19 protein-coding genes and 1 tRNA gene are annotated in these 20,385 nt (G+C 67.5%); 11 read left to right on the forward strand and 9 right to left on the reverse strand.

Annotated elements, in window-relative coordinates; genetic code table 11:
* The first annotated feature begins 29 nt into the window (after positions 1 to 29).
* The 4 genes from AC3A5N_RS08815 to AC3A5N_RS08830 all read left to right on the forward strand — a co-directional run bounded on the left by AC3A5N_RS08815 (position 30) and on the right by AC3A5N_RS08830 (position 2,063).
* Positions 30 to 605 (forward strand): regulatory protein RecX, encoded by a 576-nt coding sequence (locus tag AC3A5N_RS08815; protein WP_487736949.1) that lies wholly within the window; start codon positions 30 to 32, stop codon positions 603 to 605.
* Entirely contained in the window at positions 606 to 1,088 is a 483-nt protein-coding gene (locus AC3A5N_RS08820; RefSeq protein WP_487736950.1) for a DUF192 domain-containing protein, read from the forward strand.
* A 61-nt stretch (positions 1,089 to 1,149) separates the two neighbouring features.
* Positions 1,150 to 1,548 (forward strand): NADH:ubiquinone oxidoreductase subunit NDUFA12, encoded by a 399-nt coding sequence (locus AC3A5N_RS08825; RefSeq protein ID WP_487736951.1) that lies wholly within the window; start codon positions 1,150 to 1,152, stop codon positions 1,546 to 1,548.
* A gap of 2 nt (positions 1,549 to 1,550) precedes the next feature.
* Positions 1,551 to 2,063, forward strand: coding sequence for a DUF2155 domain-containing protein (locus AC3A5N_RS08830; RefSeq protein WP_487736952.1), 513 nt, complete (start codon positions 1,551 to 1,553; stop codon positions 2,061 to 2,063).
* On the opposite strand, the gene aat is transcribed toward AC3A5N_RS08830, so the two are convergent.
* Positions 1,982 to 2,677: a leucyl/phenylalanyl-tRNA--protein transferase gene (aat, locus tag AC3A5N_RS08835; RefSeq protein ID WP_487736953.1), complete on the reverse strand. Its 696-nt coding sequence runs from the start codon at positions 2,675 to 2,677 to the stop codon at positions 1,982 to 1,984. The two genes, AC3A5N_RS08830 and aat, sit on opposite strands and share 82 nt — an antisense overlap.
* Positions 2,678 to 2,776: 99 nt before the next feature.
* Here aat and AC3A5N_RS08840 point away from each other — a divergent pair.
* A tRNA-Trp gene (locus AC3A5N_RS08840) sits at positions 2,777 to 2,852 on the forward strand.
* 434 nt (positions 2,853 to 3,286) lie between these two features.
* Here the strand turns inward: AC3A5N_RS08840 and AC3A5N_RS08845 are convergent.
* Positions 3,287 to 4,828, reverse strand: coding sequence for an alanine/glycine:cation symporter family protein (locus AC3A5N_RS08845; RefSeq protein ID WP_487736954.1), 1,542 nt, complete (start codon positions 4,826 to 4,828; stop codon positions 3,287 to 3,289).
* Between the two features lie 259 nt (positions 4,829 to 5,087).
* On the opposite strand from AC3A5N_RS08845, the gene secE reads away from it, so the two are divergent.
* From secE to AC3A5N_RS08870, 5 genes are all read left to right on the forward strand, one after another.
* Complete coding sequence (secE, locus tag AC3A5N_RS08850) at positions 5,088 to 5,282, forward strand: preprotein translocase subunit SecE (RefSeq protein ID WP_203110823.1); 195 nt, start codon at positions 5,088 to 5,090, stop codon at positions 5,280 to 5,282.
* Between the two features lie 34 nt (positions 5,283 to 5,316).
* Positions 5,317 to 5,853 (forward strand): transcription termination/antitermination protein NusG, encoded by a 537-nt coding sequence (nusG, locus tag AC3A5N_RS08855; RefSeq protein ID WP_487736955.1) that lies wholly within the window; start codon positions 5,317 to 5,319, stop codon positions 5,851 to 5,853.
* Between the two features lie 612 nt (positions 5,854 to 6,465).
* Positions 6,466 to 6,897, forward strand: coding sequence for a 50S ribosomal protein L11 (gene rplK / locus AC3A5N_RS08860; RefSeq protein WP_119513976.1), 432 nt, complete (start codon positions 6,466 to 6,468; stop codon positions 6,895 to 6,897).
* Between the two features lie 4 nt (positions 6,898 to 6,901).
* Positions 6,902 to 7,597 (forward strand): 50S ribosomal protein L1, encoded by a 696-nt coding sequence (rplA, locus tag AC3A5N_RS08865; RefSeq protein ID WP_487736956.1) that lies wholly within the window; start codon positions 6,902 to 6,904, stop codon positions 7,595 to 7,597.
* Positions 7,598 to 7,720: 123 nt separating this feature from the next.
* Positions 7,721 to 7,900: a hypothetical protein gene (locus AC3A5N_RS08870; protein WP_487736957.1), complete on the forward strand. Its 180-nt coding sequence runs from the start codon at positions 7,721 to 7,723 to the stop codon at positions 7,898 to 7,900.
* 3 nt (positions 7,901 to 7,903) lie between these two features.
* Here AC3A5N_RS08870 and AC3A5N_RS08875 read toward each other — a convergent pair whose 3' ends face one another.
* The 6 genes from AC3A5N_RS08875 to AC3A5N_RS08900 form a co-directional block, all read right to left on the reverse strand.
* Positions 7,904 to 8,815: a GNAT family N-acetyltransferase gene (locus tag AC3A5N_RS08875; RefSeq protein ID WP_487736958.1), complete on the reverse strand. Its 912-nt coding sequence runs from the start codon at positions 8,813 to 8,815 to the stop codon at positions 7,904 to 7,906.
* On the reverse strand, positions 8,815 to 9,777 hold the full coding sequence (locus AC3A5N_RS08880; RefSeq protein ID WP_487736959.1) for a polysaccharide deacetylase family protein: 963 nt from the start codon (positions 9,775 to 9,777) through the stop codon (positions 8,815 to 8,817). Before AC3A5N_RS08880 ends, AC3A5N_RS08875 begins: the two co-directional genes overlap by 1 nt.
* Before the next feature lie 55 nt (positions 9,778 to 9,832).
* On the reverse strand, positions 9,833 to 10,588 hold the full coding sequence (locus tag AC3A5N_RS08885; protein WP_487736960.1) for a competence/damage-inducible protein A: 756 nt from the start codon (positions 10,586 to 10,588) through the stop codon (positions 9,833 to 9,835).
* A gap of 174 nt (positions 10,589 to 10,762) precedes the next feature.
* A complete protein-coding gene (locus AC3A5N_RS08890) occupies positions 10,763 to 12,274 on the reverse strand; it encodes a flavin-containing monooxygenase (RefSeq protein WP_487736961.1) in 1,512 nt (503 codons plus the stop codon).
* Positions 12,275 to 12,370: 96 nt separating this feature from the next.
* Positions 12,371 to 13,414 carry an ACP S-malonyltransferase gene (locus tag AC3A5N_RS08895; protein WP_487736962.1) on the reverse strand — a complete coding sequence of 348 codons (1,044 nt, stop codon included), beginning with the start codon at positions 13,412 to 13,414 and terminating at the stop codon, positions 12,371 to 12,373.
* Positions 13,411 to 15,612 (reverse strand): thiamine pyrophosphate-dependent enzyme, encoded by a 2,202-nt coding sequence (locus tag AC3A5N_RS08900; RefSeq protein WP_487736963.1) that lies wholly within the window; start codon positions 15,610 to 15,612, stop codon positions 13,411 to 13,413. Before AC3A5N_RS08900 ends, AC3A5N_RS08895 begins: the two co-directional genes overlap by 4 nt.
* Positions 15,613 to 15,732: 120 nt before the next feature.
* On the opposite strand from AC3A5N_RS08900, the gene AC3A5N_RS08905 reads away from it, so the two are divergent.
* Complete coding sequence (locus AC3A5N_RS08905; protein WP_487736964.1) at positions 15,733 to 19,068, forward strand: amidohydrolase family protein; 3,336 nt, start codon at positions 15,733 to 15,735, stop codon at positions 19,066 to 19,068.
* On the opposite strand, the gene AC3A5N_RS08910 is transcribed toward AC3A5N_RS08905, so the two are convergent.
* Complete coding sequence (locus tag AC3A5N_RS08910) at positions 19,050 to 20,378, reverse strand: PepSY-associated TM helix domain-containing protein (RefSeq protein WP_487736965.1); 1,329 nt, start codon at positions 20,376 to 20,378, stop codon at positions 19,050 to 19,052. The two genes, AC3A5N_RS08905 and AC3A5N_RS08910, sit on opposite strands and share 19 nt — an antisense overlap.
* Positions 20,379 to 20,385 lie beyond the last annotated feature (7 nt).

The following is a 20,385-nucleotide window of genomic DNA, read 5'->3' on the forward strand; positions in this document are numbered from 1 at the left end:
CCCAACGAGTGTGGCACGAATAAGGCCGCATGGTTCGTGAAGGAACGCAGGAGAGGCGCAGGAAGCGCCCGCCGAAGCCGCTCGATGCCGCGCGGCTGGAGGAACTCGCGCTCGCCTATGTCGCGCGTTTCGCCACCACGGCGGCGAAGTTGGAGGGCTATCTGGTGCGCAAGCTGCGCGAGCGCGGGTGGGATGGCGAGCGCCCTGCCGATCCCGCTGCGATCGCCGCGCGATTCGTCGAACTGGGCTACATTGACGATGAAGCCTACGCCCGGGCGCGGGCCGGGGGGCTGCTGCGCAGCGGATATGGCGCGCGCCGGATCGACCAGGCATTGCGCGGGGCCGGAATAGACGAGGAGCTGCGCGTCGGTGCCCGGCCGGGCGAGCGGGCGCGGCGCGAAGCCGCTCTGACGCTCGCGCGCAGGCGGCGCTTCGGACCGTTCGCGGGGGAGGTGCCCGAGCGCGACCGACGCGAGAAGCAGATCGCCGCAATGATCCGCGCCGGGCATGGATTTGACGACGCCCGCGCGGTAGTGGACGCGAAGGACGTCGAGGACGCCGAGCAATGGGTGGCGGAGGCTGCTGCCGAAGAAGAGGATCGATAGATGCGCCGACTGCTTTCCCTTCTCGCTGCCGCATTCGCGGTGGCCTGCTCGCCCCAGGCCGGCGCGGGGGCTGCCGCCCCTGCCGAGACCACCGCGAGCCGCCATCCGGTCTCGGGGCTCGAAACGATCCCGCTCACGGTGGTCAGCGACGGCAAGCGCCACGCCTTCACGGTCGAAGTCGCGCGCACCGCGCAGGAGCAGGCACGCGGGCTCATGTTCCGGACTGAGCTCGGGCCGAACGAGGGCATGCTCTTCCCGCGCAATCCGCCGGACGTGGCGAGCTTCTGGATGAAGAACACCCCGCTGCCGCTCGACATCATCTTCGTGGGCGAGGACGGGCGGATCCTGAACATCGCCGCCGAGACCGTTCCCTATTCGCTCGATTCGGTTTCCGCCGTCGGGCTGACGGGCGCGGTGCTCGAAATCCCCGGGGGCCGTGCGGCCGAGCTCGGGATCGAGCCGGGCGACACGGTCGAATGGTAATCGCGGCCGTTCTCGATTGCGCGCTTGGCCGCGCGGGGCGAATCGGCTAACCGCCCGCTCCATGAACTTCCTGGCCAAGATCTTCACCTGGTGGAACGGCGCGACGATCGGCACGCTGCTCCATAGCTGGCGCCACGGGGTCGAAGTCGGCACCGATGCGCAGGGAAACCGCTACTTCCGTTCGCGCAAGAAGTCGCCCGACGGGCGGGAGCGCCGCTGGGTGATCTACGACGGCGCGAACGACGCCAGCCGCGTGCCGCCCGAATGGCATGGCTGGCTGCACGGCCAGTTCGACGACGTGCCCGAGAGCCGCTTGCCGCCGGCCCGGATCTGGGAGGCCGACTACACGCCGAACGCGACGGGGACGGAGGCGGCCTACCTGCCGCAGGGGGCGCTGCAGCGCGGCGGGCGCCGCGCGGCGGCAACGGGCGACTACGAAGCGTGGTCGCCGGACAGCTGAGCGTGGGCCGGCTCGCCCTCGCGCTGCCACTGGCGGCGGCGCTCGCCGCCTGCACGCAGGAAGCACCTGCGCCGGAGCCGGTCGAGACCGAGATTCCCGAAAGCATGCGCACCAGCGCGCCGCCCGTGCCCGTCGGCGAGGTCGGCGCGGGGACGCCGATGGAAGACCGGGTCGCCACGCTGGGCCTGCTCAACAAGCGCAACAACCTGTCGCAGGATCTCGAGATGCAACCGGGCGAGTCGCGCCGCGTGGGCGACGTGATCGTCCGCCTCGCCGCCTGCGAGCGTACCCCGCCCTGGGAACTGCCGCACGAGACGGGCGCGTTCGTCCAGGTCTTCGTCCGTCAGGCGGGCGACGAGGGCGTGTGGGACAAGACCTTTTCCGGCTGGCTGTTCAAGAACTCGCCCAGCCTGAACGTGGTCGAGCACCCGATCTACGACGTCTGGGTGAAGGATTGCGCGATGACGTTCCCGGGCGAAGAGGGCGGCTCGGCCTCCGCCAGCAGCGAGTCGTAGGCTTCGGCCAGTGTCATGCGCGGTTCGCCCCGCGCATCTTCCAGCAAGGCGCAGTAGCGCTGCTGTGAGATCTCCACCGCGCCCATCGAAGCGAGGTGGGGCGTCATGAACTGGCAGTCGAGCAGCACGAAGCCGGCGCGCCGCATCAGCGCCACCAGCCACGCGAGCGCCACCTTGGACGCGTTGTCGGCACGGCTGAACATGCTCTCGCCGCAGAACGCGCGGTCGAGCGCGAGGCCGTAGAGCCCACCGACCAGCTCGCCGCCCCGCCAGCATTCGAGCGAATGGGCGTGCCCCTCAAGGTGAAGGGTGCAGAAGCTCTCCTCGATCCGGCGGTTGATCCAGGTCCCCTCGTGGTCCGGCCGCGGCGCCGCGCAGGCGCGCAGGACTTCCTCGAAGGCGCGGTCGCAGGTGACGGTGAGTTCGCCGTGCCGCAGGACCTTGCGCAGCGAGCGCGAGCAATGGAACCGGTCGAGCGGAATGATCGCGCGCTTGCGCGGCTCCACCCAGAACACTTCCGGGTCGTCGCGGCCGTCCGCCATCGGGAAGATCCCGTTGCGATAGGCGAGCAGCAGGAGATCGCCGGGGATCGGGCCTTGCGCGGGCGCGTGCATGACCGCCGCCTCTATCGCGCATGGGGCGAAGTTCCTAGCGCCATGCGCGCGCCGCCTTGCCATCCACCCTGCTTGGCTTTAGAGGGCGCTTCCGCCTGCAGGGGTGTAGCTCAGTTGGTAGAGCATCGGTCTCCAAAACCGAGGGCCACGGGTTCGAATCCTGTCACCCCTGCCAGGCGATATCGGCCGCGATGGCATTCGCGCCACAGCTCCTGAAAAATTTGCCCCACGCGGGAACCCCCTCGCTGAAACGGCTGCGACGCTTCGCCTCACCCCGCGCGGCGACGCCGCTATGTCGACACCGGGAACCGCTGCGCCGAACCGGTCATTGTATGCGTCGGACGGAAGGTACGAGTGTTCATGGAGACAATGCCATGTCTAGTTATTCCTTCCGCAGCAGTCGTCCCGACCGGTGGGTCCAACCCCGCCCGCATCGCGACGCTTCGCTGCGATACCTGATGCACGGACCGATCCGGCCGATGGAAGAACCCGGATTTCTCGCCCGCCTGTTCGGCGCCCGCTAGAATCCGGTCGCCCGGTCGGACGATCAAAAAAAGGGAAGGGGCCGGACACGCAGGTGTCCGGCCCCTTCTTCTTGCCGGTCGGCCGTCAGTATTCCTCGGGCTCTTCCGGCGTTTCGCTGCGGTAGTCGCGCCCGGCCTTTCGCTCGCCGCGCGCCAGCTTGAACACCACACCCGACAGGAGCGCCAGCGCGAGCAGGTTGGGCAGCGCCATCGTCGCATTCGAGATATCGCCCAGCCGCCAGACGAGCTCGGAAGGCTGCATCGCGCCGATGAAGATGGCGATGCACCAGATCACCCGCCAGATCATGTGGAGCACGCGCTCGCCGCCACGGGTGGAGCCGGGCACGCGGTCGTAGATGAACGTGATCGCGCGCTCGCCGTAATAAGACCACGTCAACAGGGTGGTGAAGACGAACAGGATCAGCGCGATGCTGGCGATCAGCGTGCCCAGCGGGATCGATCCGATTTCGAACGGGAAAGCCGCGGCGAACGCGCCTGATGTCGTCACGAAGCCCGACATTGCGGTGGTTCCGAGGTCGGACTGCCACACGTGATCCACCGGCTGTCCGTTGTAGGTGAAGTCGCCCTGCACCGTCAGGATGACGAGCGCGGTCATGGTGCAGATCACGATCGTATCGATGAAGGTGCCGAGCATCGCCATGCGGCCCTGCTGTTCGGGATCGTCGGTCTGCGCCACGGCGTGCGCGATCGGGGTCGAGCCCTGACCCGCCTCGTTCGAGAACAGCCCGCGAGCGACGCCGGCACGGATCGCGAGGATGATCGCCGCACCAGCGAAGCCTCCTGTGGCGCTCTGCACGTTGAACGCTCCATTGAAGATGCGGCCGAAAGTTTCGGGCAGATCGCCGAAATTGAGGATCAACGCGACCACTGCCATCACGATATAGGCGGCGGCCATGAAGGGGACGACCTTTTCCGCCACGCTGCCGATCGACTTGATGCCGCCAATAATCACCACGAATACCGCGATCGCCACGATCAGCCCGCCCAGCCACCGCTCGAATCCGAACAGCTCGTTGAGGCCGCTCGCCACTTCGTTGGCCTGGATCGAGTTGCCGGTGACCAGTGCGGAAAACAGCGTGCCGATACAGAACACGATGGCGAGCCAGGTCCATTTCGGGCCCAGGCCCAGCATGATGTAGGTCATTGGTCCGCCGCGAGCGACGCCGTCGGAAGTGGTCTCACGATAACGGATGGCGAGGCTGCCTTCGGCGAAGGCCAGCGCCATGCCGAACAGCGCAGTGATCCACATCCAGAACACGGCCCCCGGCCCGCCAAGTGCGATCGCCGTGGCGACGCCTGCCAGATTGCCTGTGCCGACTTGCCCGGAGAGCGCAGTGGAGAGCGCGGCGAAGGGGCTGATCTCGCCCCGGCCGGATCCTTTCCGGCCTGCAAAGAGTCCGCGCACCGCAGCGCCGAACTTGACGATCGGATAAAAGCGAAGGCCGATCATGATCCAGAGCCCGACGCCGAGCAGGATCACGGCGAGCGGCGGGATGGGGATCAACTGCTCGCCGTTCCATGTCCCGCCCCAGATGAAATCGGATACGTTGGTGACCGGTGCAATCAATCGTTCGCCCAGCGTCGCTGGTGCTTGGCCTGCTGCCATTCGCTTTATCCCCTCATAAGTCCCTTGGAATGGCGTTCAGGCTAACGGCGCGATGCCATGAGGACCAGCCCCAAGTTTCCACTGCAACCGGTTTGTCCCTCCATGCGGCACCGCCTTGCTTTTGCGCGCCATGCCGCCTAGATGCAGCCCGCCTTCCGACATCGGAGCCTTAAAAGCCCCTCCCGGACTTGAACCGGGGCGGCGATGGTCCCATTCCGGAAGGCACGACAGGAATTTTCAGGCAAGAGCGAGAGAGCACATGGCCAAGACCAGCCCCGGGGAGTTCATCCGCCAGGTCCGTGCCGAAGGCAGCAAGGTGGTATGGCCGTCACGCGAAGAGACGGTCCGTACGTCGATCTTCGTCGGGATCATGATGCTGATTCTCTCGCTGTTCTTTCTCGGCATCGATTCGGCCTTCGGCGCAGTGGTGCGCTGGCTGCTGACGATCGCCTGATCGAAAACACACAAAAGATACGACAGGGATCACAATGGCTCGTTGGTACATCATCCACGCCTATTCGGGTTTCGAGAACAAGGTCCGCGATGCAATCATTTCGGAGGCCGAACGGCTGGGCCTGTCGGAGGCCGTGGAGGAAGTGCAGGTTCCGACCGAGACCGTGACCGAGGTCAAGCGGGGCAAGAAGGTCCAGGTCGAACGCAAGTTCATGCCCGGCTACGTGCTCGCCAAGCTGCGGCTGACCGACGACGTCTACCACCTGGTCAAGAATACGCCCAAGGTCACCGGCTTTCTCGGCTCGGGCAACAAGCCGCAGCCGATCTCCGAGAAGGAGGCCGCGCGCTATTTCGGCGGCGTGGCGGAAGCGAAGTCCGCACCGAAGAAGGACATCAGCGTCGATTACGAGATCGGCGATCAGGTCAAGGTGCTCGACGGCCCGTTCGCGAGCTTCAACGGCGTGGTGGAAGAACTCGATTTCGACAAGGCGAAGGTCAAGGTCAGCGTCTCGATCTTCGGCCGTGCCACGCCGGTTGAGCTCGACTTCGAACAGGTCGAACTGGTCAAGTAACGGCCGAGGCGGCGTTCGCCGTCCGGCCCACACACGTCCACACTCGCACCCACCCACCGTCATCCAGCGAAAGCTGGAATGGCTGGCCGCCGGGCCGTCGTCCTTGCTGCACCCGATCCCAGCTTTCGCCGGGATGGTGGACGGGAACGGGGTCAGGCGGGGCTGCCGGGCGATTTCATGTGATCCTTTCCTACATGCACGATTTCTGTCTATGTTCCTCGTATGTTCTATTCGATGAACGATTCGCGCGTTGGCATGCCGGCAATCTCCTCCTCGTCAGGGGGCGACGGACAAGGTGACACCGATGCGGTCTTCACGATCGGAAAGTCACATCCGGTGCGCGCGGGCGATCTGCAAGTATCTGGCGTGAAAGGGAAAACACACCAAGTTTACACATGCCAAAACCCCGCATGAGTGTCAGGCGCCGGCGTCACCTTGCGCCGCCCCCGCAGGCACTATCGCTTGCATTTTGCCCCGTGCGCGCTATCTGCGCGCCTTCCCACGCGACAGCACCGGGAACCATTGCGGGAGGTCTGCCCCGGTAGACCGCTTGACCGCTTACCATGAGGCTCTGCGTTCGCGCGGGGCCGACAGTGAGAAAGGAGTGGCCTCATGGCCAAGAAGATCACCGGCTATATCAAGCTGCAGGTGCCGGCTGGCGTTGCCAACCCCAGCCCGCCGATCGGCCCCGCGCTGGGCCAGCGCGGCGTCAACATCATGGAATTCTGCAAGGCGTTCAACGCCGCGACGCAGGATCTCGAAAAGTCGATGCCGATCCCGACCATCATCACGGTCTATGCGGATCGCTCGTTCACTTTCGTCACCAAGACTCCGCCCGCGAGCTTCCTGATCAAGCGTGCGGCCAAGCTCAAGTCGGGCTCGAAGGAGCCGGGCAAGGTTTCGGCCGGAACGATCAAGCGCTCGCAGCTTGCCGAGATCGCAGAGACCAAGATGAAGGATCTCAACGCGAACGATATCGAGCAGGCGACCAAGATCATCGAAGGCTCCGCGCGTTCGATGGGCCTCGAAGTGGTGGAGGGCTGATCCGATGGCAAAGCTGACGAAGAAGCAGAAGACGCTCGCCGAGCTCGACGCCGAGAAGCTCTACAACGTCGAAGAGGCGCTGAGCACCCTGCGCCAGTACGCGAGCAAGAAGTTCGACGAGACGGTCGAGGTCGCGATGAACCTCGGCGTCGATCCGCGCCACGCCGACCAGATGGTCCGTGGCATGGTCTCGTTGCCTTCGGGCACGGGCAAGGACGTCAAGGTCGCGGTCTTCGCGCGCGGCGACAACGCCGACAAGGCGCTGGCCGCCGGGGCCGACAAGGTCGGTGCCGAGGACCTGATGGAAGACATGCAGAACGGGAACCTCGACTACGACCGCGTGATCGCGACGCCCGACATGATGGGCGTGGTCGGCCGCCTTGGTAAGATTCTGGGTCCCAAGGGCCTGATGCCGAACCCGAAGCTCGGCACCGTGACGCCGAACGTGGAACAGGCCGTGAAGGACGCCAAGGCGGGCCAGGTCGAATTCCGCGTCGAGAAGCAGGGCATCATCCATTCCGGCATCGGCAAGCTCTCGTTCAAGGACGAGGACCTGCTGAAGAACTTCAAGGCGCTGACCGATGCCGTGGTGAAGGCCAAGCCGAGCGGCGCCAAGGGCAAGTATGTCCGCAAGGTCACGCTGACGAGCTCGATGGGCCCGGGCCTCAAGCTCGACCTCGCCGAGGTCGAAGGCGCCTGATCCATCCTGATTGACGCGATTGAGGACCGGGAGGAGCGATCTTCCCGGCCCTTTCTCTTTGTGCGCCGGAAAGATCGGCCCTGCGGCGCGTTCCCTCGGTAAGCTGATTCAAGGAGCAGACCGATGAGTTCCATCTGGGGCGTCGCCGTCATTCTCGGCCCGATCATTCTCCTCGTCGTGGCGATCTACGTCTGGATGAGGAACAAGCAGGACGGCAACCGCACGGTCGAGCAATCGGAGCGCGGCGCCCGCAAGCTGCGCGAGGACCTCGACGAGCGGCAGGACCGGACGATCGATCTCTAGGCGCTAGCGCTTGAGCAGCCGGCGTGCGCCCGCGAGCACGCCGCTTCGGCCGGCCATGCGCTTCGCTCTGGCCACCGAGCCGTCGAAGGCAGCCAGAGCGCCGAGCAGAAGCCGGTTGGCCCCGCGGCCGCGCAGAAGGAAGAAGCTCGCCGCCTCGGCAGAGGCAGTGCCGAACAGCGCCTTGTGCGCGCCGTTCCCTTCCGTGAAGTCGAAGAACCGGAACCGCCGCTCCGCGAAGAGGCGCTCCAGCGCCGCGAGCTGGAGGACGGTGCCGGGCGAGAGATGGGCGGTGTCCGGATGATAGCCGAGCCAGGCGTAGACGAGCGTATCGCCCTCGACTGGAAGGCAGAGGTAGCTCGCCGGCTCCCCGTTCAGGAACAGGATGAAGGCCCGCAGGCGATCCGCAGCCGCGGCATCGCGCAGCCGGGTCTGCTCCGCAGCCGCCTCGGGGAGCCCGGCATCGAGATATCGGCCCTGATAGGTTGCGCGCGACAGCGGCAGCGCGGCTTCCATGAAAGCGTCGACGCCCGCCGCGCCGCGATACTCGCGCAGATCCAGCGCGCCGCCGTCCGCCTCGGCGAACCGGCGCAGCTTGCGCCGCAGCGTCGAGCGGGTCTTGCCCGAGAAGCCGGCCATGTAACTCTCGAAGCCGCCGTCCATCGCGATGTAGTGCCGGCGGTAGCGCTGGATGCCGCCGGGAATCATGTGGCGATGATGCGCGATCAGCCGCTCGGCCGCTTCGGCGGGGGCCGACAGCACGCGGTAGCCGTCGGCATCGTCCGTCAGGCCGGGAAGCTCGCGGCAGGTTCCGGTGACGAGCTGCTCGAGAGAATGGGCCACCGTGATCAGCCGCCGCGGCACTGCGAGCACCTGCCGCGAACCGACGACGAAGCGGATCGGCGTTTCCGCCCCCATCAGCTCGCGCCGTAGAGGCTGTTCGAGATGAACTGTTCGGCCAGGCGCATGCCGGTGCGCATGCGGCTCGCCGGCAGCACCGGGCGCACGCTCGCGAAGGGCGAGGGGGCCGGCGGATTGTCGGCATACGTCGCGCTGGTCACGCCCGGCATGTCGGCGATGCCCCTGCACAGGATCTCGAACCGGCGGCGCACGATCGCGTTGACCCGCATTCGCGCGCGGCACAGCAGTTCGAAGCTGTGCGAGACGAGCGTGAAGCTCGACAGGTTGTGATCGCGCGCGTGGCGGATCGCCGCCAGCATCTCGCGCGAGGAGATCGCCGTGACCTGCGCGTGGCGCAGGCCGCCGCCGAAGGTGCGGATGCAGCCGGTCGGCACTTCGATCACTCCGCAGTGGCGGATCGGCCGGCGATGCCGGCGGCTGAGCGAGATGCAGCACGCGCCATCGGCGATGCCCGGAGTATGGCTCGTATCGTAAGTGAGCCCGATCTCGGCGAGCGCGCGCAGGGTGTCGTCGTTCGCGCCGTAGTTGCCCGCGCGAAAGGCGACCGGCCGCGGCGCGCCCGCGGCCATCAGCATGTCGCGCGCCCATTCGAGGATTGCGCACTGTTCGTCGAACCGGAAGTCGGCGATGTTTCTGCCCGTTCGCCCGCCGAGGGGATTGGCGCCGCCCGCCAGTTCGAGCCATTCGGTATGACAGTGGAGCTGGACGTCGTGGCCCGCCTCCACGATCGGGCGGACGATATCGACGATCGCCTCGCGCCCCCACAGCAGCGCAGGCATGGGATCGACGAAGAACACGCCCTTGAGGCCGTGCCGCTCCATCAGGCGCATCTTGTAGAACACGCCGGCGGGACCCTCGGGCGTCTCTCCCGCGATCGAGCGCGCGAAGTTCTCCGCCCGGCCGAGGCCTGCGAGGCTCGACGCGTATTCGGTGTCGATCGTGATGTAGACCCCCGTCATAGGCGGAGGCTTAGCGATGCAAGGTTAAAACCGGGTTTTCACCGGCTCGGGCGCTTCAGATACCGCCCGGTGTGAAGTCGAAGCCCAGTTCACCGAGGCCTTCGCATAGCGTGTGGACGCAGCTCTGCAGCGCATCGGGATCGGTCGAGCGGACGACGAAGTTCGCGCCCACCTTGCCTTCGCGGAAGAAGGGATAGCTGCCGATCTGGCAGTTCTCGTGCGCCTGCTCGACCTCGCGCAGCAGCACGGCGACTTCGCTTTCGGGAATGTAGCCGCCCACGGTTTCGCTCAGCAGCGGAGCGCCGCCTTCCAGCGTGCCGGTCAGCGCGTCGAGCATCTGCGCGGCGATGTGCGGCACCCCCGCCATCATGTGGACGTTGCCGATCTTGATCCCCGGCGCGCCCGACATGCGGTTGGGAATCAGCTCGGCACCTTCGGGCACGCGCGCCATGCGCAGGCGCCCTTCGTTGAGCCCGCCCCGGCCGGCATAGTAGCGCTCGAGAACCGCGCGCGCCTCCGGGTGGATCACCACCGGAACGCCGAGTGCGGCCGCCACCGCGTCCACGGTGATGTCGTCGTGCGTCGGGCCGATCCCGCCGGTGGTGAAGAGATAGTCGTTTTCCGCCCGCAGCGCGTTGACCGCGGCCACGATCCGGTCGAGCACGTCCGGCACCACGCGCACTTCGGACAGGCGGATGCCCTGCACCTGCAGCCAGCTCGCCACTTGCGCGATGTTCCGGTCGTGCGTGCGGCCCGAGAGGATCTCGTCGCCGATCACGACGAGGCCGGCGGTGTAGATGCGGTCGCTCATGGAGAACGGTTAGGCGAAGGCAGCTCAAGCCGCTAGCCCTCTCCCCTTCAGGGGAGAGGGTTGGGAGAGGGGGAGGCGCGCAACGCCGCCTTTCACGATCGCCAACCCCCTCTCAACTCCGGCTAGCTCGCTGCGCTCGCAAGCCTGCGTATCTCTCCCCTGAAGGGGAGAGAGTTATTCCGCCGCCTCGAGCTGCTCTTCGGGAACGCTCGCGTTCGCGCCCGCGCGGCGGAAGGCGATAACGCCGTCGTCCACCGGATCTTCCGCCATGCGCTTGCGGTCGAGCACGTATTCCTGGTTCAGCCGCCACGGGAAGTCGACCGCGTTCTTGGGCATGATATGCTTGGACCGCTGGATGTAGCCGGACGAGAAATCGAAGATGTCGTCCTCCTCCAGCGCGGCCTCCTCGGCTTCGCTCAGCACCGGCACGGCAATGTCGGTGCCCTTGGCCTTCATCTCGTTGAGCAGGCGGCAGACGTAATCCGAATTGAGATCGGCGCGCAGCGTCCAGCTGGCGTTGAGATAGCCGAACACCACCGCCAGGTTCGGCAGGTTCGAGAACATGCAGCCCTTGTAATAATAGCGCTGCGCGAAATCGACCGGCGCTCCGTCCTGGCTGACCGCGATCTTGCCCGCGATGGCGAGCTTCAATCCGGTGGCGGTGACGACGACGTCGGCAGGCAGGACCTCGCCGCTATCGAGTTCGATCCCGCCTTTCACGAAGCGTGCGATGCGGCCGGTCTTGATGTCCGCCTTGCCGCGCTTGATCGCTTCGAACAGGTCGTCGTCGGGCACCAGGCAGAGCCGCTGTTCCCACGGATTGTAGGGCGGAGTGAAGGCAGCCACGTCGTAGTCGCGGCCGCCGAAGATCTTGCGGATGCGCTTGTGCAGGAACTCCTTGACCTTCTCGGGCCGTTCGCGGGCGCGCTTGTAGCCGATGTCCTGCAGCTTGATGTTCTTCCAGCGAGTGATCCGGTAGGCGACCTCCTCGGGCAGGATCTTGCGCAGGAAGTTGGCGATCCGGTCCTTCGCCGGGCGGGAGAACATCCAGGTCGGCGTGCGCTGGAGCATGGTAACGTGGCCCGCCTGCCTGGCCATCGCAGGCACGATGGTGACGGCCGTCGCGCCCGATCCGATCACCACGACCTTCTTGCCGGCGTAGTCGAGATCCTCGGGCCAGAACTGCGGATGCACGACCTGCCCTTCGAATTCGCCGAAGTCGAACCCCGGGTCGTAGGGATCGTCGTAGTCGTAGTAGCCCGAGCCGAGGTAGAGGAAGTTGGCGGTGAGGGTGGTCGTGGTCCCGTCCGGCAGCTCGGCCGTGACGTGCCAGCGCGCCTCGCTGCTGCGCCAGTCGGCCGCCAGCACCTTGTGCCCGTAGCGGATATTGCCGCGAATGCCGCGCTCGTCGACGATGCGGTTCAGGTAATCGAGGATGGCAGGCGCGTCGGCGATCGATTTCTCGTGCTTCCACGGCTCGAACACGAAGCCGAGCGTGTGCATGTCGCTGTCCGAACGGATGCCGGGATAGCGGAACAGATCCCAGGTTCCGCCGAGGTTCTCGCGCCGCTCGACGACCGTGTAGCTGCGGCCGGGGCACATCATTTCCAAGTGCGCCGCCATGCCGATGCCGGAAATTCCGGCGCCGACGATCAGCACGTCGAAATCGGATTGTTCTACTGCCATTCGCCTCTCTCCCTCCTTACGCGAACGTAAATCATCGCGTGCGGGTTGGCGAGTCCCCATGGCAAATTGAAACCGATCGGCGCGGTCTTGGCGGGTTTATCGACCCGCTGCGAGCGCGCGCTGCTCTGCCATGCCCATGGAGACGAGCAACGGCTCGCTGTCCTGCCGCGCCTTGAAGTCGGCCTTGCTGCCCATTCCGCGCCAGTCGGCGAGGATCAGCGACTGCGCCACCGCGCCGCCGAGGGTGGTGCCGGGGCCGGTGACGATGAACAGGTCGGGCGCGAACTCGCGCGCGGCGACGGTGATGGCGCGGGTGAAGTCGTAGGTCTCGGTGACCTGCGCGCCGAGCGTGTAGTCGCGCAGCGCGTGCACGTCGGCCGAGCGCGGCCACCAGACCGCACCGTGCCCGTCGATCATCGGCAGCGTCGGCTGGCCGAACAGGTCGAGCGCGAGCGCCCCCTGGCCCCGCCGGGCAACTGGCGCCTGCAGGTGCGTGTGGAACGCGGCGTGGTTGCCGAGGCGCATCGGGAAACGCCCGTCGATCGGCTCGACTGCGCTCTCGAACGCCTTCAGCCCGGCTTCGTCGCCCGCCAGCACGAGCATTCCGCCGAGGTCGATCGACAGCGCCAGCGTGTGATCGGCCCGGGCGTCGATCTCGGCGACCACGGCCAGCAGCGCGGCCTTGCGCGCCGGGTCGGGCCGCCAGTCGTCGCCGAGGAACGGATAGACGAGCTGCCCGCCGATCAGCGCTTCCTGCATCAGCGTGCCCATCGTGTTGGCGACGGTAAACCCGTCCTCCGCCGACACGGCGCCGGCGCAGGCGAGCGCGGAGTACCAGCCCATCGAATTGCCGGTCACGGCGACCACCTCGATCCGCTCCCGGTCGATGGCGAGGAAGTCGCCCAGTGTCGCTGCGTAGATCAGGCCCGAGGCATTGTCGCCGCGGGTGTGCTGCGCGAGGCTGAAGCGCTCGGCGCCGTCGAGCGCGGTAAGCGTGTCCTGCCCCATGGCCACACGCTGCGCATCGAACGCCGCGAGCAGCGCCGCGTCGGGGAAGTGCCGCCCCAGATATCCAAGCTCCGCCTTGTTGTAGGTCCCGCGTCCGGGGCAGACGACCACGGCGGTTTTCCGGTCGCTCATGCTTCGCCTCCTGCGAGCGCGCGCGCAGCCTCTACGATGCCGTCAATGCTCGGGATCGTAGAGGCGTAGGCGGGGCCCGTCGGGATGAAGCTGTCCTCCGCCACATAGCGGGCGTGCGGCTTGCTGGTGCGTTCGGTCAGCAACGTCATCAGCGCTTCCGCGAGCCCCCCGGTGCGGCGCGTTTCGTCGACGATGAGCACGCGCTGCGCGTCGCCGAGCGCCTCCAGCAGCGCCTCCTCCGGCAGGGGGTTCAGCCAGTGAAGGTCGATTACGCGCGCGGCGATCCCCTTCTCGGCGAGCCGCTTCTGCGCCTGAAGCGAAAGGTGCAGGCCGTTCGCGTAGCTGACGATCGCGAGATCGCGTTCGTCGCCGTGCCCAAGGTCATAAGTCGTCACCTCGCCGAAGCCGATCCGCTCGGAAGGCTCAGGGTAGTGCCGCAGCCACAGCCCGTCGCCGGGCTCGTGCAGGTCGCGCATGGGATAGAGCGCGATCGGCTCGAGGAACACGACCAGCCGCTGCTCCTCCCGCGCTAAGCGCACGCATTCGCGCAGTAGCCTGGCTGCGTCTGCGCCGTTCGAGGGGCAGCAGAGGATCAGCCCGGGCACGTCGCGCAGCACGGCGAAGCTGTTGTCGTTGTGGAAGTGTCCGCCGAACCCGCGCTGGTAGCCGAGCCCCGCGATGCGCACGACCATCGGGTTCGTGTACTGCCCGCCCGAGAAGAACGGCAGCGTCGCGCCTTCGCCGCGAAGTTGATCCTCCGCATTGTGGTAGTAGGCGAGGAACTGGATCTCAGGGATCGGCAGAAACCCGTTCTGCGCCATGCCGAGCCCCAGGCCGAGGATCGACTGCTCGTCGAGCAGCGTATCGATCACCCGCGCGCGGCCGAAGCGTGCCCCGAGCTTCTGCGTCACGCCGTAGACGCCGCCCTTGGTGCAGACGTCCTCCCCCATCAGCGCGATCTCGCGGTGCTCGAGCATTAGGTCGGTGAGCGCCCAGTTGATCAGGCGGCTCATGATCTGCGGGCTTTCCACCGCCTTGAGCTCGGCGCCGAACGCGGCCTCGCGCGCTTCGGCGGAAGGGCCGTTGCTCGGGGCGTTCTCGCGTTTCGGCGGGATCAGGCTGGCCATGACCTCGGACGCCGTCTTCAGCCGCGGTCGCGTGACGGCTTCCGCCCGCACGCGTTCGACGCGGGCGAGCGTGTCCTGATAGATCGCCAGCGCCTCCTCGCGCTCGAGCGCACCGGCTTCGCCGAGCAGCCGCACCGAGTGGAGCAGCGGGTCGTTCGCCTCCTCCGCCTCGACCTCGTGCCTGGCCATGTAGGTCGTCGGCATGTCGGCCCCGGCATGGCCGTATAGCCGTACCGTGCGCAGATGGAGGAAGGCGGGCTTGCGCCGCGTGCGGACGAACTCGGCGGCGGCGCGCGCAGTGGCGTAAGTGTCGTAGATGTCGAGCCCGTCGCACGCGAAATAGCCGAGGCCGGGGCGGTGCGCGAAATTGGCCGCGATCCAGCCGCTCGGGGTCTTGGTCGAGATGCCGATCCCGTTGTCCTCGCACACCCACAGCACCGGCATCGGGATGTTCTGGAACGCGGTCCAGCAACTCGTGTTGATCGCCCCCTGCGCGGTCGAGTGGTTGGCGCTGGCGTCGCCGAAGCTGCACATGACGATGGCGTCGTCGGGCAGGGCCTGATGCTCGGGCTTCACGCGCTTCGTCAGGCCGACCGAATAGGCGGCACCGACGGCCTTGGGCAGATGGCTGGCGATGGTCGAGGTCTGCGGCGGGATGTTGAGCGCTTTCGAGCCGAGCACCTTGTGCCGCCCGCCTGAGATCGGGTCCTCGCTCGAACAGGCGAAGCTCAGCAGCATGTCCCACAGGATCGACTGGCCGGGCACCTGGTTCGCGCGCTCGATCTGGAAGGCCGCGTCGCGGTAGTGGAGGAAGGCCATATCGGTCGGCCGCAGCGCCGCGGCGACCGCTGCCATGCCCTCGTGGCCGGACGAGCCGATCGTGTAGAAGCCCTCTCCGGCCGCCTGCATCCGCCGGCTGACGAGATCGAGCGCGCGGGTCAGGCAGCCTGACCTGAAGAGCTGCACCGCCGTCTCCGCCGAGAGCGGCCCGTGCGGCTCCGCACCATGCGGCAGGTCACCTTGCGCCACACGGCGGAGGAAGTTCTCGTGAACGATTGTCGCCCGATCCATTGCGCGGTTGCTAGACTGTCCCGCGCAAAAGGAAAGGGTGCGAAATCAGTCGACGGGCGGCATGGACCTGGCGCGCCGGCTTGCATAGAACGCCTCCTTTCCCAGGGGAGACAGATCACCATGAAAGCCAGCGTCGCATCCGTCATTGCCAGCCTGCTGTTTGCCACTTCGCTCAGCGCGCAGGACCAGGAGCCGCAGCCCTCGCCGAACCCGGTGGAGGAGCAGGAGGTCGACGCATCGCAAGGCGACGAAGGGCCGCTTCCTACCGAAGGCAGCGGCGAGCAGGTGACCTCCAGCCCGGTCGACCCGGCGGAGAGCGAGGCGGACGAGGCCAAGTGGGACGTCACGGCACCGCGCGGGGCGTCGGTCCGGCAGATTCCGATCCGCACCGACGAAGGCACGTGGATGGACGTTGACGTCTCGCCCGACGGCCGCACGGTGGCCTTCGCGCTGCTCGGCGACATCTACACCATGCCGATTTCCGGCGGCACGCCCCGGCGCATCGCCGAAGGGCTGGCCTGGGAAGTGCAGCCGCGCTTCTCGCCCGACGGGAGCCGGATCGCCTTCACCTCCGACCGCGGCGGCGGCGACAACATCTGGCTGATGAACACCGACGGGTCGGACAAGCGGCAGGTCACCAAGGAGAAGTTCCGCCTGCTCAACCAGCCGACCTGGAGCCCCGACGGGCGCTTCATTGCGGCGAGGAAGCATTTCACGACCGGGCGTTCGCTGGGCACCGGCGAGGTCTGGATCTATCATGTCTCCGGCGGCAGCGGGGTGGCGCTGGTCGAGCGCGCCAGTGAGCAGCTTCAGAAGGAACTGGGCGAACCGATCTACGCGCCCGACGGAAGCGCGATCTACTACACCCGCAACGTCACCCCGGGTCCGATCTTCGAATATGCGCAGGATTCGACCCAGAGCATGTTCGAGATCGAACGCTACGACCTCAAGACCGGCAAGGTCACCACGGCGGTCTCCGGCTACGGCGGCTCGGTCCGTCCCAACCCCTCGCCCGACGGCAAGCTGCTTTCCTTCGTGCGGCGCGACAAGGACCAGTCGCAGCTCTGGGTCAAGAACCTGGAGACGGGCGAGGAACGGATGATCTACGGCGATCTCGATCTCGACATGCAGGAGACCTGGGCGGTCTACGGCGTCTATCCCAACATGGACTGGACGCCGGACAGCCGCAGCCTGGTGTTCTGGGCGGGCGGCAAGCTGCGCCGGGTGAACGCCGATGGTGGCGGGCTCAGCGAGATTCCCTTCACGATCGACGACACGCGCGGCGTCGCCGATGCGCCCCATCCGGTGATCCCGGTGGCGCCCGACACCTTCGTCGCGAGAATGCCGAAGTTCGCGGCTATCTCGCCCGATGGCGGGCGGGTCGTCTTCGCCAGCCTCGGCAAGCTCTACGTCAAGGACACCGCCGGGGGCGAACCGCGGCGGCTGACCCAGCAGGAGGAAGCGTTGGAGCTGTGGCCCGCCTGGTCGCGCGACGGGCGCCAGCTTACCTGGGTGCGCTGGACCGACACTGGGCTCGGCGAAATCGTGGTTGCCGACGCCACCGGCCGCAACGTGCGCACGGTGACCAGCCAGCCGGGGCACTATGCGGTGCCGCAGTTCTCGCCCGACGGCCGAACGCTCGTGTTCGAGAAGCGCGCGGGCGGCGACCTGACGGCGCCCGAGTATTCGGAGGACCCGGGCGTCTACCGTGTTCCGGTATCGGGCGGCACGCCGGAGCTGATCGCGCGGGATCTCGGCGATCCGCAATTCGGCGCCGATGGCGAGCGGGTGTTCATGCTCGGCCGCGAGGAAGGCAAGCTGCAGCTCATCTCCGCCGATCTCAGCGGCGAGGCCCGCCGCGTGCACGCGCAGGGCGAACTGGCGAGCGACTTCCGCGTTTCGCCGAACGGCGAGTTCTTCGCCTTCCGTCAGAACTACGAAGTCTTCGCCATGCCGCTGATGCCCGGCGGGCAGGCCGTCGAAGTCGACGAGGAGGCGAAGGTCCTGCCCGTCGTCCGCGCCAGCAAGGGCGGCGCGGAATACATCGGCTGGTCGGGCGGCGGCGATACGCTCTACTGGTCGATGGGACCGACGGTTTACCGCGCTACGGCCGCGGCCATGTTCCCGCGCGCGCCGCAGGCGGAAGACGCGCCCGGCTTCACCCCGCCCGAGAGCGGCATCTCGATCGCGCGCACCCTGCGCGCGGCCAAGCCGAGCGGCACCCTCGCTCTGACCGGCGCGCGCATTCTGACGATGGCCGGCGAGGATGGCGGCGCGATCGACAACGGCACGATCGTGATCGAGGGCGACCGGATCGTTGCGGTTGGACCGGCCGGCAGCGTCAGCATCCCAGGCGGTGCGACGGTGATCGACGCCAGCGGCAAGACGATCATGCCCGGCCTGGTCGATGCCCACGCCCACGGGCCTCAGGGCGCGGGCGACCTCGTGCCGCAGCAGAACTGGGCGCTGGTCCAGGAACTGGCGATGGGCGTGACCACGATTCACGATCCCTCGTCCAGCGCGAGCATGATCTTCGCCGCCTCAGAACGCCAGCGCGCCGGCGAACTGCTCGGCCCGCGCATCTTCTCGACCGGCGAGGTGGTCTACGGGGCCAAGGCCGCGGGCGTCTACGCGCGGATCGACAGTTACGAGGATGCGCTCGCCCACGTTCGCCGGATCAAGGCGCAGGGCGGCATCTCGATCAAGAACTACAACCAGCCGCGGCGCGAGCAGCGCCAGCAGGTCGTCGCCGCCAGCCGGGCGGAGAACATGCTGGTGGTGGCCGAGGGCGGATCGCTGTTCGGCATGGACATGGCCCTGGTCGCCGACGGCAATTCGACGATCGAGCACAACGTGCCGGTCGACGTGATGTACGAGGACGTGCTGCAGTTCTTCGGCCAGAGCCAGAGCAACTACACCCCGACGCTGGTGGTGACGTACGGCGGGCTCGCTGGCGATCCGTACTGGCGCCAGGCGACCGACGTGTTCGAGAACCCGCTGCTTGTCCACACGCCGCCGCGCCAGCTGCTCGCGGCGACCGCGCGCCGGGTGAAGGCGCCCGAGTGGGCCTTCGTCGACGACGACAGCGCGCGCGAGGCGGCCAAGCTCGCCGAGCGCGGGGTGAAAGTCGCGATCGGTGCGCACGGGCAGCAGCCAGGCATTGCTGCGCATTGGGAGCTGTGGAGCTTCGCGCGCGGCGGCATGAGTCCGGTCGAGGCGCTGCGGGCGGGCACGATCGTCGCCGCGCAGTCGCTCGGCATGGATCGCGACATCGGTAGCCTCGAGCCGGGCAAGCTGGCCGATCTCGTGGTCCTCTCGGCCGATCCGTCGCAGGACATCATGGCGAGCGACGACATCGAGCGCGTCATGCTCGGCGGCCGCCTCTACGATGCGCGGACGATGAACGAAGTCGAGACCGGCGACTTCCAGCGCCTGCCCTACTGGTGGGAGGACTGAGGCTCGCTTCGCTGCATCGCCCCTCGCAGCCGGGTCCACAGGTGATCGGCTGCGAGGACGGCGAGCAGCGAGAGGCCGAACAGCGGCAGCAGGATCGCCAGTGCGCCGATCGCGAGCCATAGCCGCGGGCCAAGGGGGCGCTCATCACCTGCGGGCACGCCGAGCTCTCCGCGCGGGCGGCGCTTCCACCACATCGCGGCGCCGATCACGCTCACGGCGATTAGCGCCAGCGCGGTCGCGAGGCCGAGGAGCTGGTTGGCGAGGCCGAAGAGCTGCCCCTCGTGCCAGGCGATACCGTAGTTGACCGTGCGGTCGATCGGGTGCTGGTCGGCGAAGCCCCTGCGGCCGGTCTCGGCGCCGGTCAGAGGATCGTAAGTGACCGAGCGCACGAGCGGGCGGTTCTGCGCCTGCGACTTAGCGGTCCACTTGTTGCCCGTCGGCGGACCGAAGAGCTGCGGCGCGTGCGGCGGCAGAACGAGCGCGGGAAAGGCGAGGTTCTCCCGCTCGGCTCTGGCGACGAAAGCCGAGAGGTGGAGGCCCTGCGAAGACCGCTCGGGCGCGTACGCCACCGCGCCGTGCGCATGGCCCGAGTGCTCGGCGCCGGCGCCGATCTTCCAGTCCTGCGGCCCCTCGATCAGCCCCAGCTCGGTGCGCGCCCACTTGAAGCCGCTGCCCCATACGCCGGCCCACGGAAGACCGCTGGCGAGCATGACCAGCACCAGCCCCGAGATCCAGAAGCCGGTGACCCGGTGAATGTCTCTCAGCAGCGGCCGCCCGCGAAGCGACAGGCGCGGCCAGAACGTGCCGGTCGCCCTGAACGGACGCGGCCACCAGAGATAGAGGCCGCTCAGGATCATCACGATGGTCCAACTCGCCACCAGCTCCACCAGCCGGTCGCCCCAGTCGCCGAGCAGCAGCGTGCCGTGGATCCGGGAAACCGTGGCCGAGATCCGCGCCTCGGGGTCGAGGGCGCCGAGCACTTCGCCCTGCGGCGAGACGTAGACTTCGGCCAGTTCGCCGCCCGGCAAGGCGAGCTGGAGCATAGCCGCGTCGCCGGGCGACTCCGGCAGTCGGTAATGGTTGAACCGGCTGCCCGGATAGGCGTCCAGTGCGGCCTCGAGCTGCGCGTCGGCCGACACGGCGCCCTCCGTCGAGAGTCCGCGGAACGCGCTTTCCTCCCACCGGTCGATCTGCGGCTTGAACAGATAGACCGCGCCGGTGGCGGCGAGGATCAGCACGAAGGGCAGCACGAACAGCCCGGCATAGAAATGCCAGCGCCAGACCCTTCGATAGTGCGCCGTGTCGGCCATGATGCGC

Source organism: Pelagerythrobacter sp. Soil_C_18 (assembly GCF_057657235.1).

Coding starts and splice junctions, on each gene's coding strand:
- AC3A5N_RS08815 (WP_487736949.1), top strand. CDS start 30: ATGGTTCGTGAAGGAACGCAGGAGAGGCGCAGGAAGCGCCCGCCGAAG.
- AC3A5N_RS08820 (WP_487736950.1), top strand. CDS start 606: ATGCGCCGACTGCTTTCCCTTCTCGCTGCCGCATTCGCGGTGGCCTGC.
- AC3A5N_RS08825 (WP_487736951.1), top strand. CDS start 1,150: ATGAACTTCCTGGCCAAGATCTTCACCTGGTGGAACGGCGCGACGATC.
- aat (WP_487736953.1), bottom strand. CDS start 2,677: ATGCACGCGCCCGCGCAAGGCCCGATCCCCGGCGATCTCCTGCTGCTC.
- AC3A5N_RS08845 (WP_487736954.1), bottom strand. CDS start 4,828: ATGGCAGCAGGCCAAGCACCAGCGACGCTGGGCGAACGATTGATTGCA.
- secE (WP_203110823.1), top strand. CDS start 5,088: ATGGCCAAGACCAGCCCCGGGGAGTTCATCCGCCAGGTCCGTGCCGAA.
- nusG (WP_487736955.1), top strand. CDS start 5,317: ATGGCTCGTTGGTACATCATCCACGCCTATTCGGGTTTCGAGAACAAG.
- rplK (WP_119513976.1), top strand. CDS start 6,466: ATGGCCAAGAAGATCACCGGCTATATCAAGCTGCAGGTGCCGGCTGGC.
- rplA (WP_487736956.1), top strand. CDS start 6,902: ATGGCAAAGCTGACGAAGAAGCAGAAGACGCTCGCCGAGCTCGACGCC.
- AC3A5N_RS08870 (WP_487736957.1), top strand. CDS start 7,721: ATGAGTTCCATCTGGGGCGTCGCCGTCATTCTCGGCCCGATCATTCTC.
- AC3A5N_RS08875 (WP_487736958.1), bottom strand. CDS start 8,815: ATGGGGGCGGAAACGCCGATCCGCTTCGTCGTCGGTTCGCGGCAGGTG.
- AC3A5N_RS08880 (WP_487736959.1), bottom strand. CDS start 9,777: ATGACGGGGGTCTACATCACGATCGACACCGAATACGCGTCGAGCCTC.
- AC3A5N_RS08885 (WP_487736960.1), bottom strand. CDS start 10,588: ATGAGCGACCGCATCTACACCGCCGGCCTCGTCGTGATCGGCGACGAG.
- AC3A5N_RS08890 (WP_487736961.1), bottom strand. CDS start 12,274: ATGGCAGTAGAACAATCCGATTTCGACGTGCTGATCGTCGGCGCCGGA.
- AC3A5N_RS08895 (WP_487736962.1), bottom strand. CDS start 13,414: ATGAGCGACCGGAAAACCGCCGTGGTCGTCTGCCCCGGACGCGGGACC.
- AC3A5N_RS08900 (WP_487736963.1), bottom strand. CDS start 15,612: ATGGATCGGGCGACAATCGTTCACGAGAACTTCCTCCGCCGTGTGGCG.
- AC3A5N_RS08905 (WP_487736964.1), top strand. CDS start 15,733: ATGAAAGCCAGCGTCGCATCCGTCATTGCCAGCCTGCTGTTTGCCACT.
- AC3A5N_RS08910 (WP_487736965.1), bottom strand. CDS start 20,378: ATGGCCGACACGGCGCACTATCGAAGGGTCTGGCGCTGGCATTTCTAT.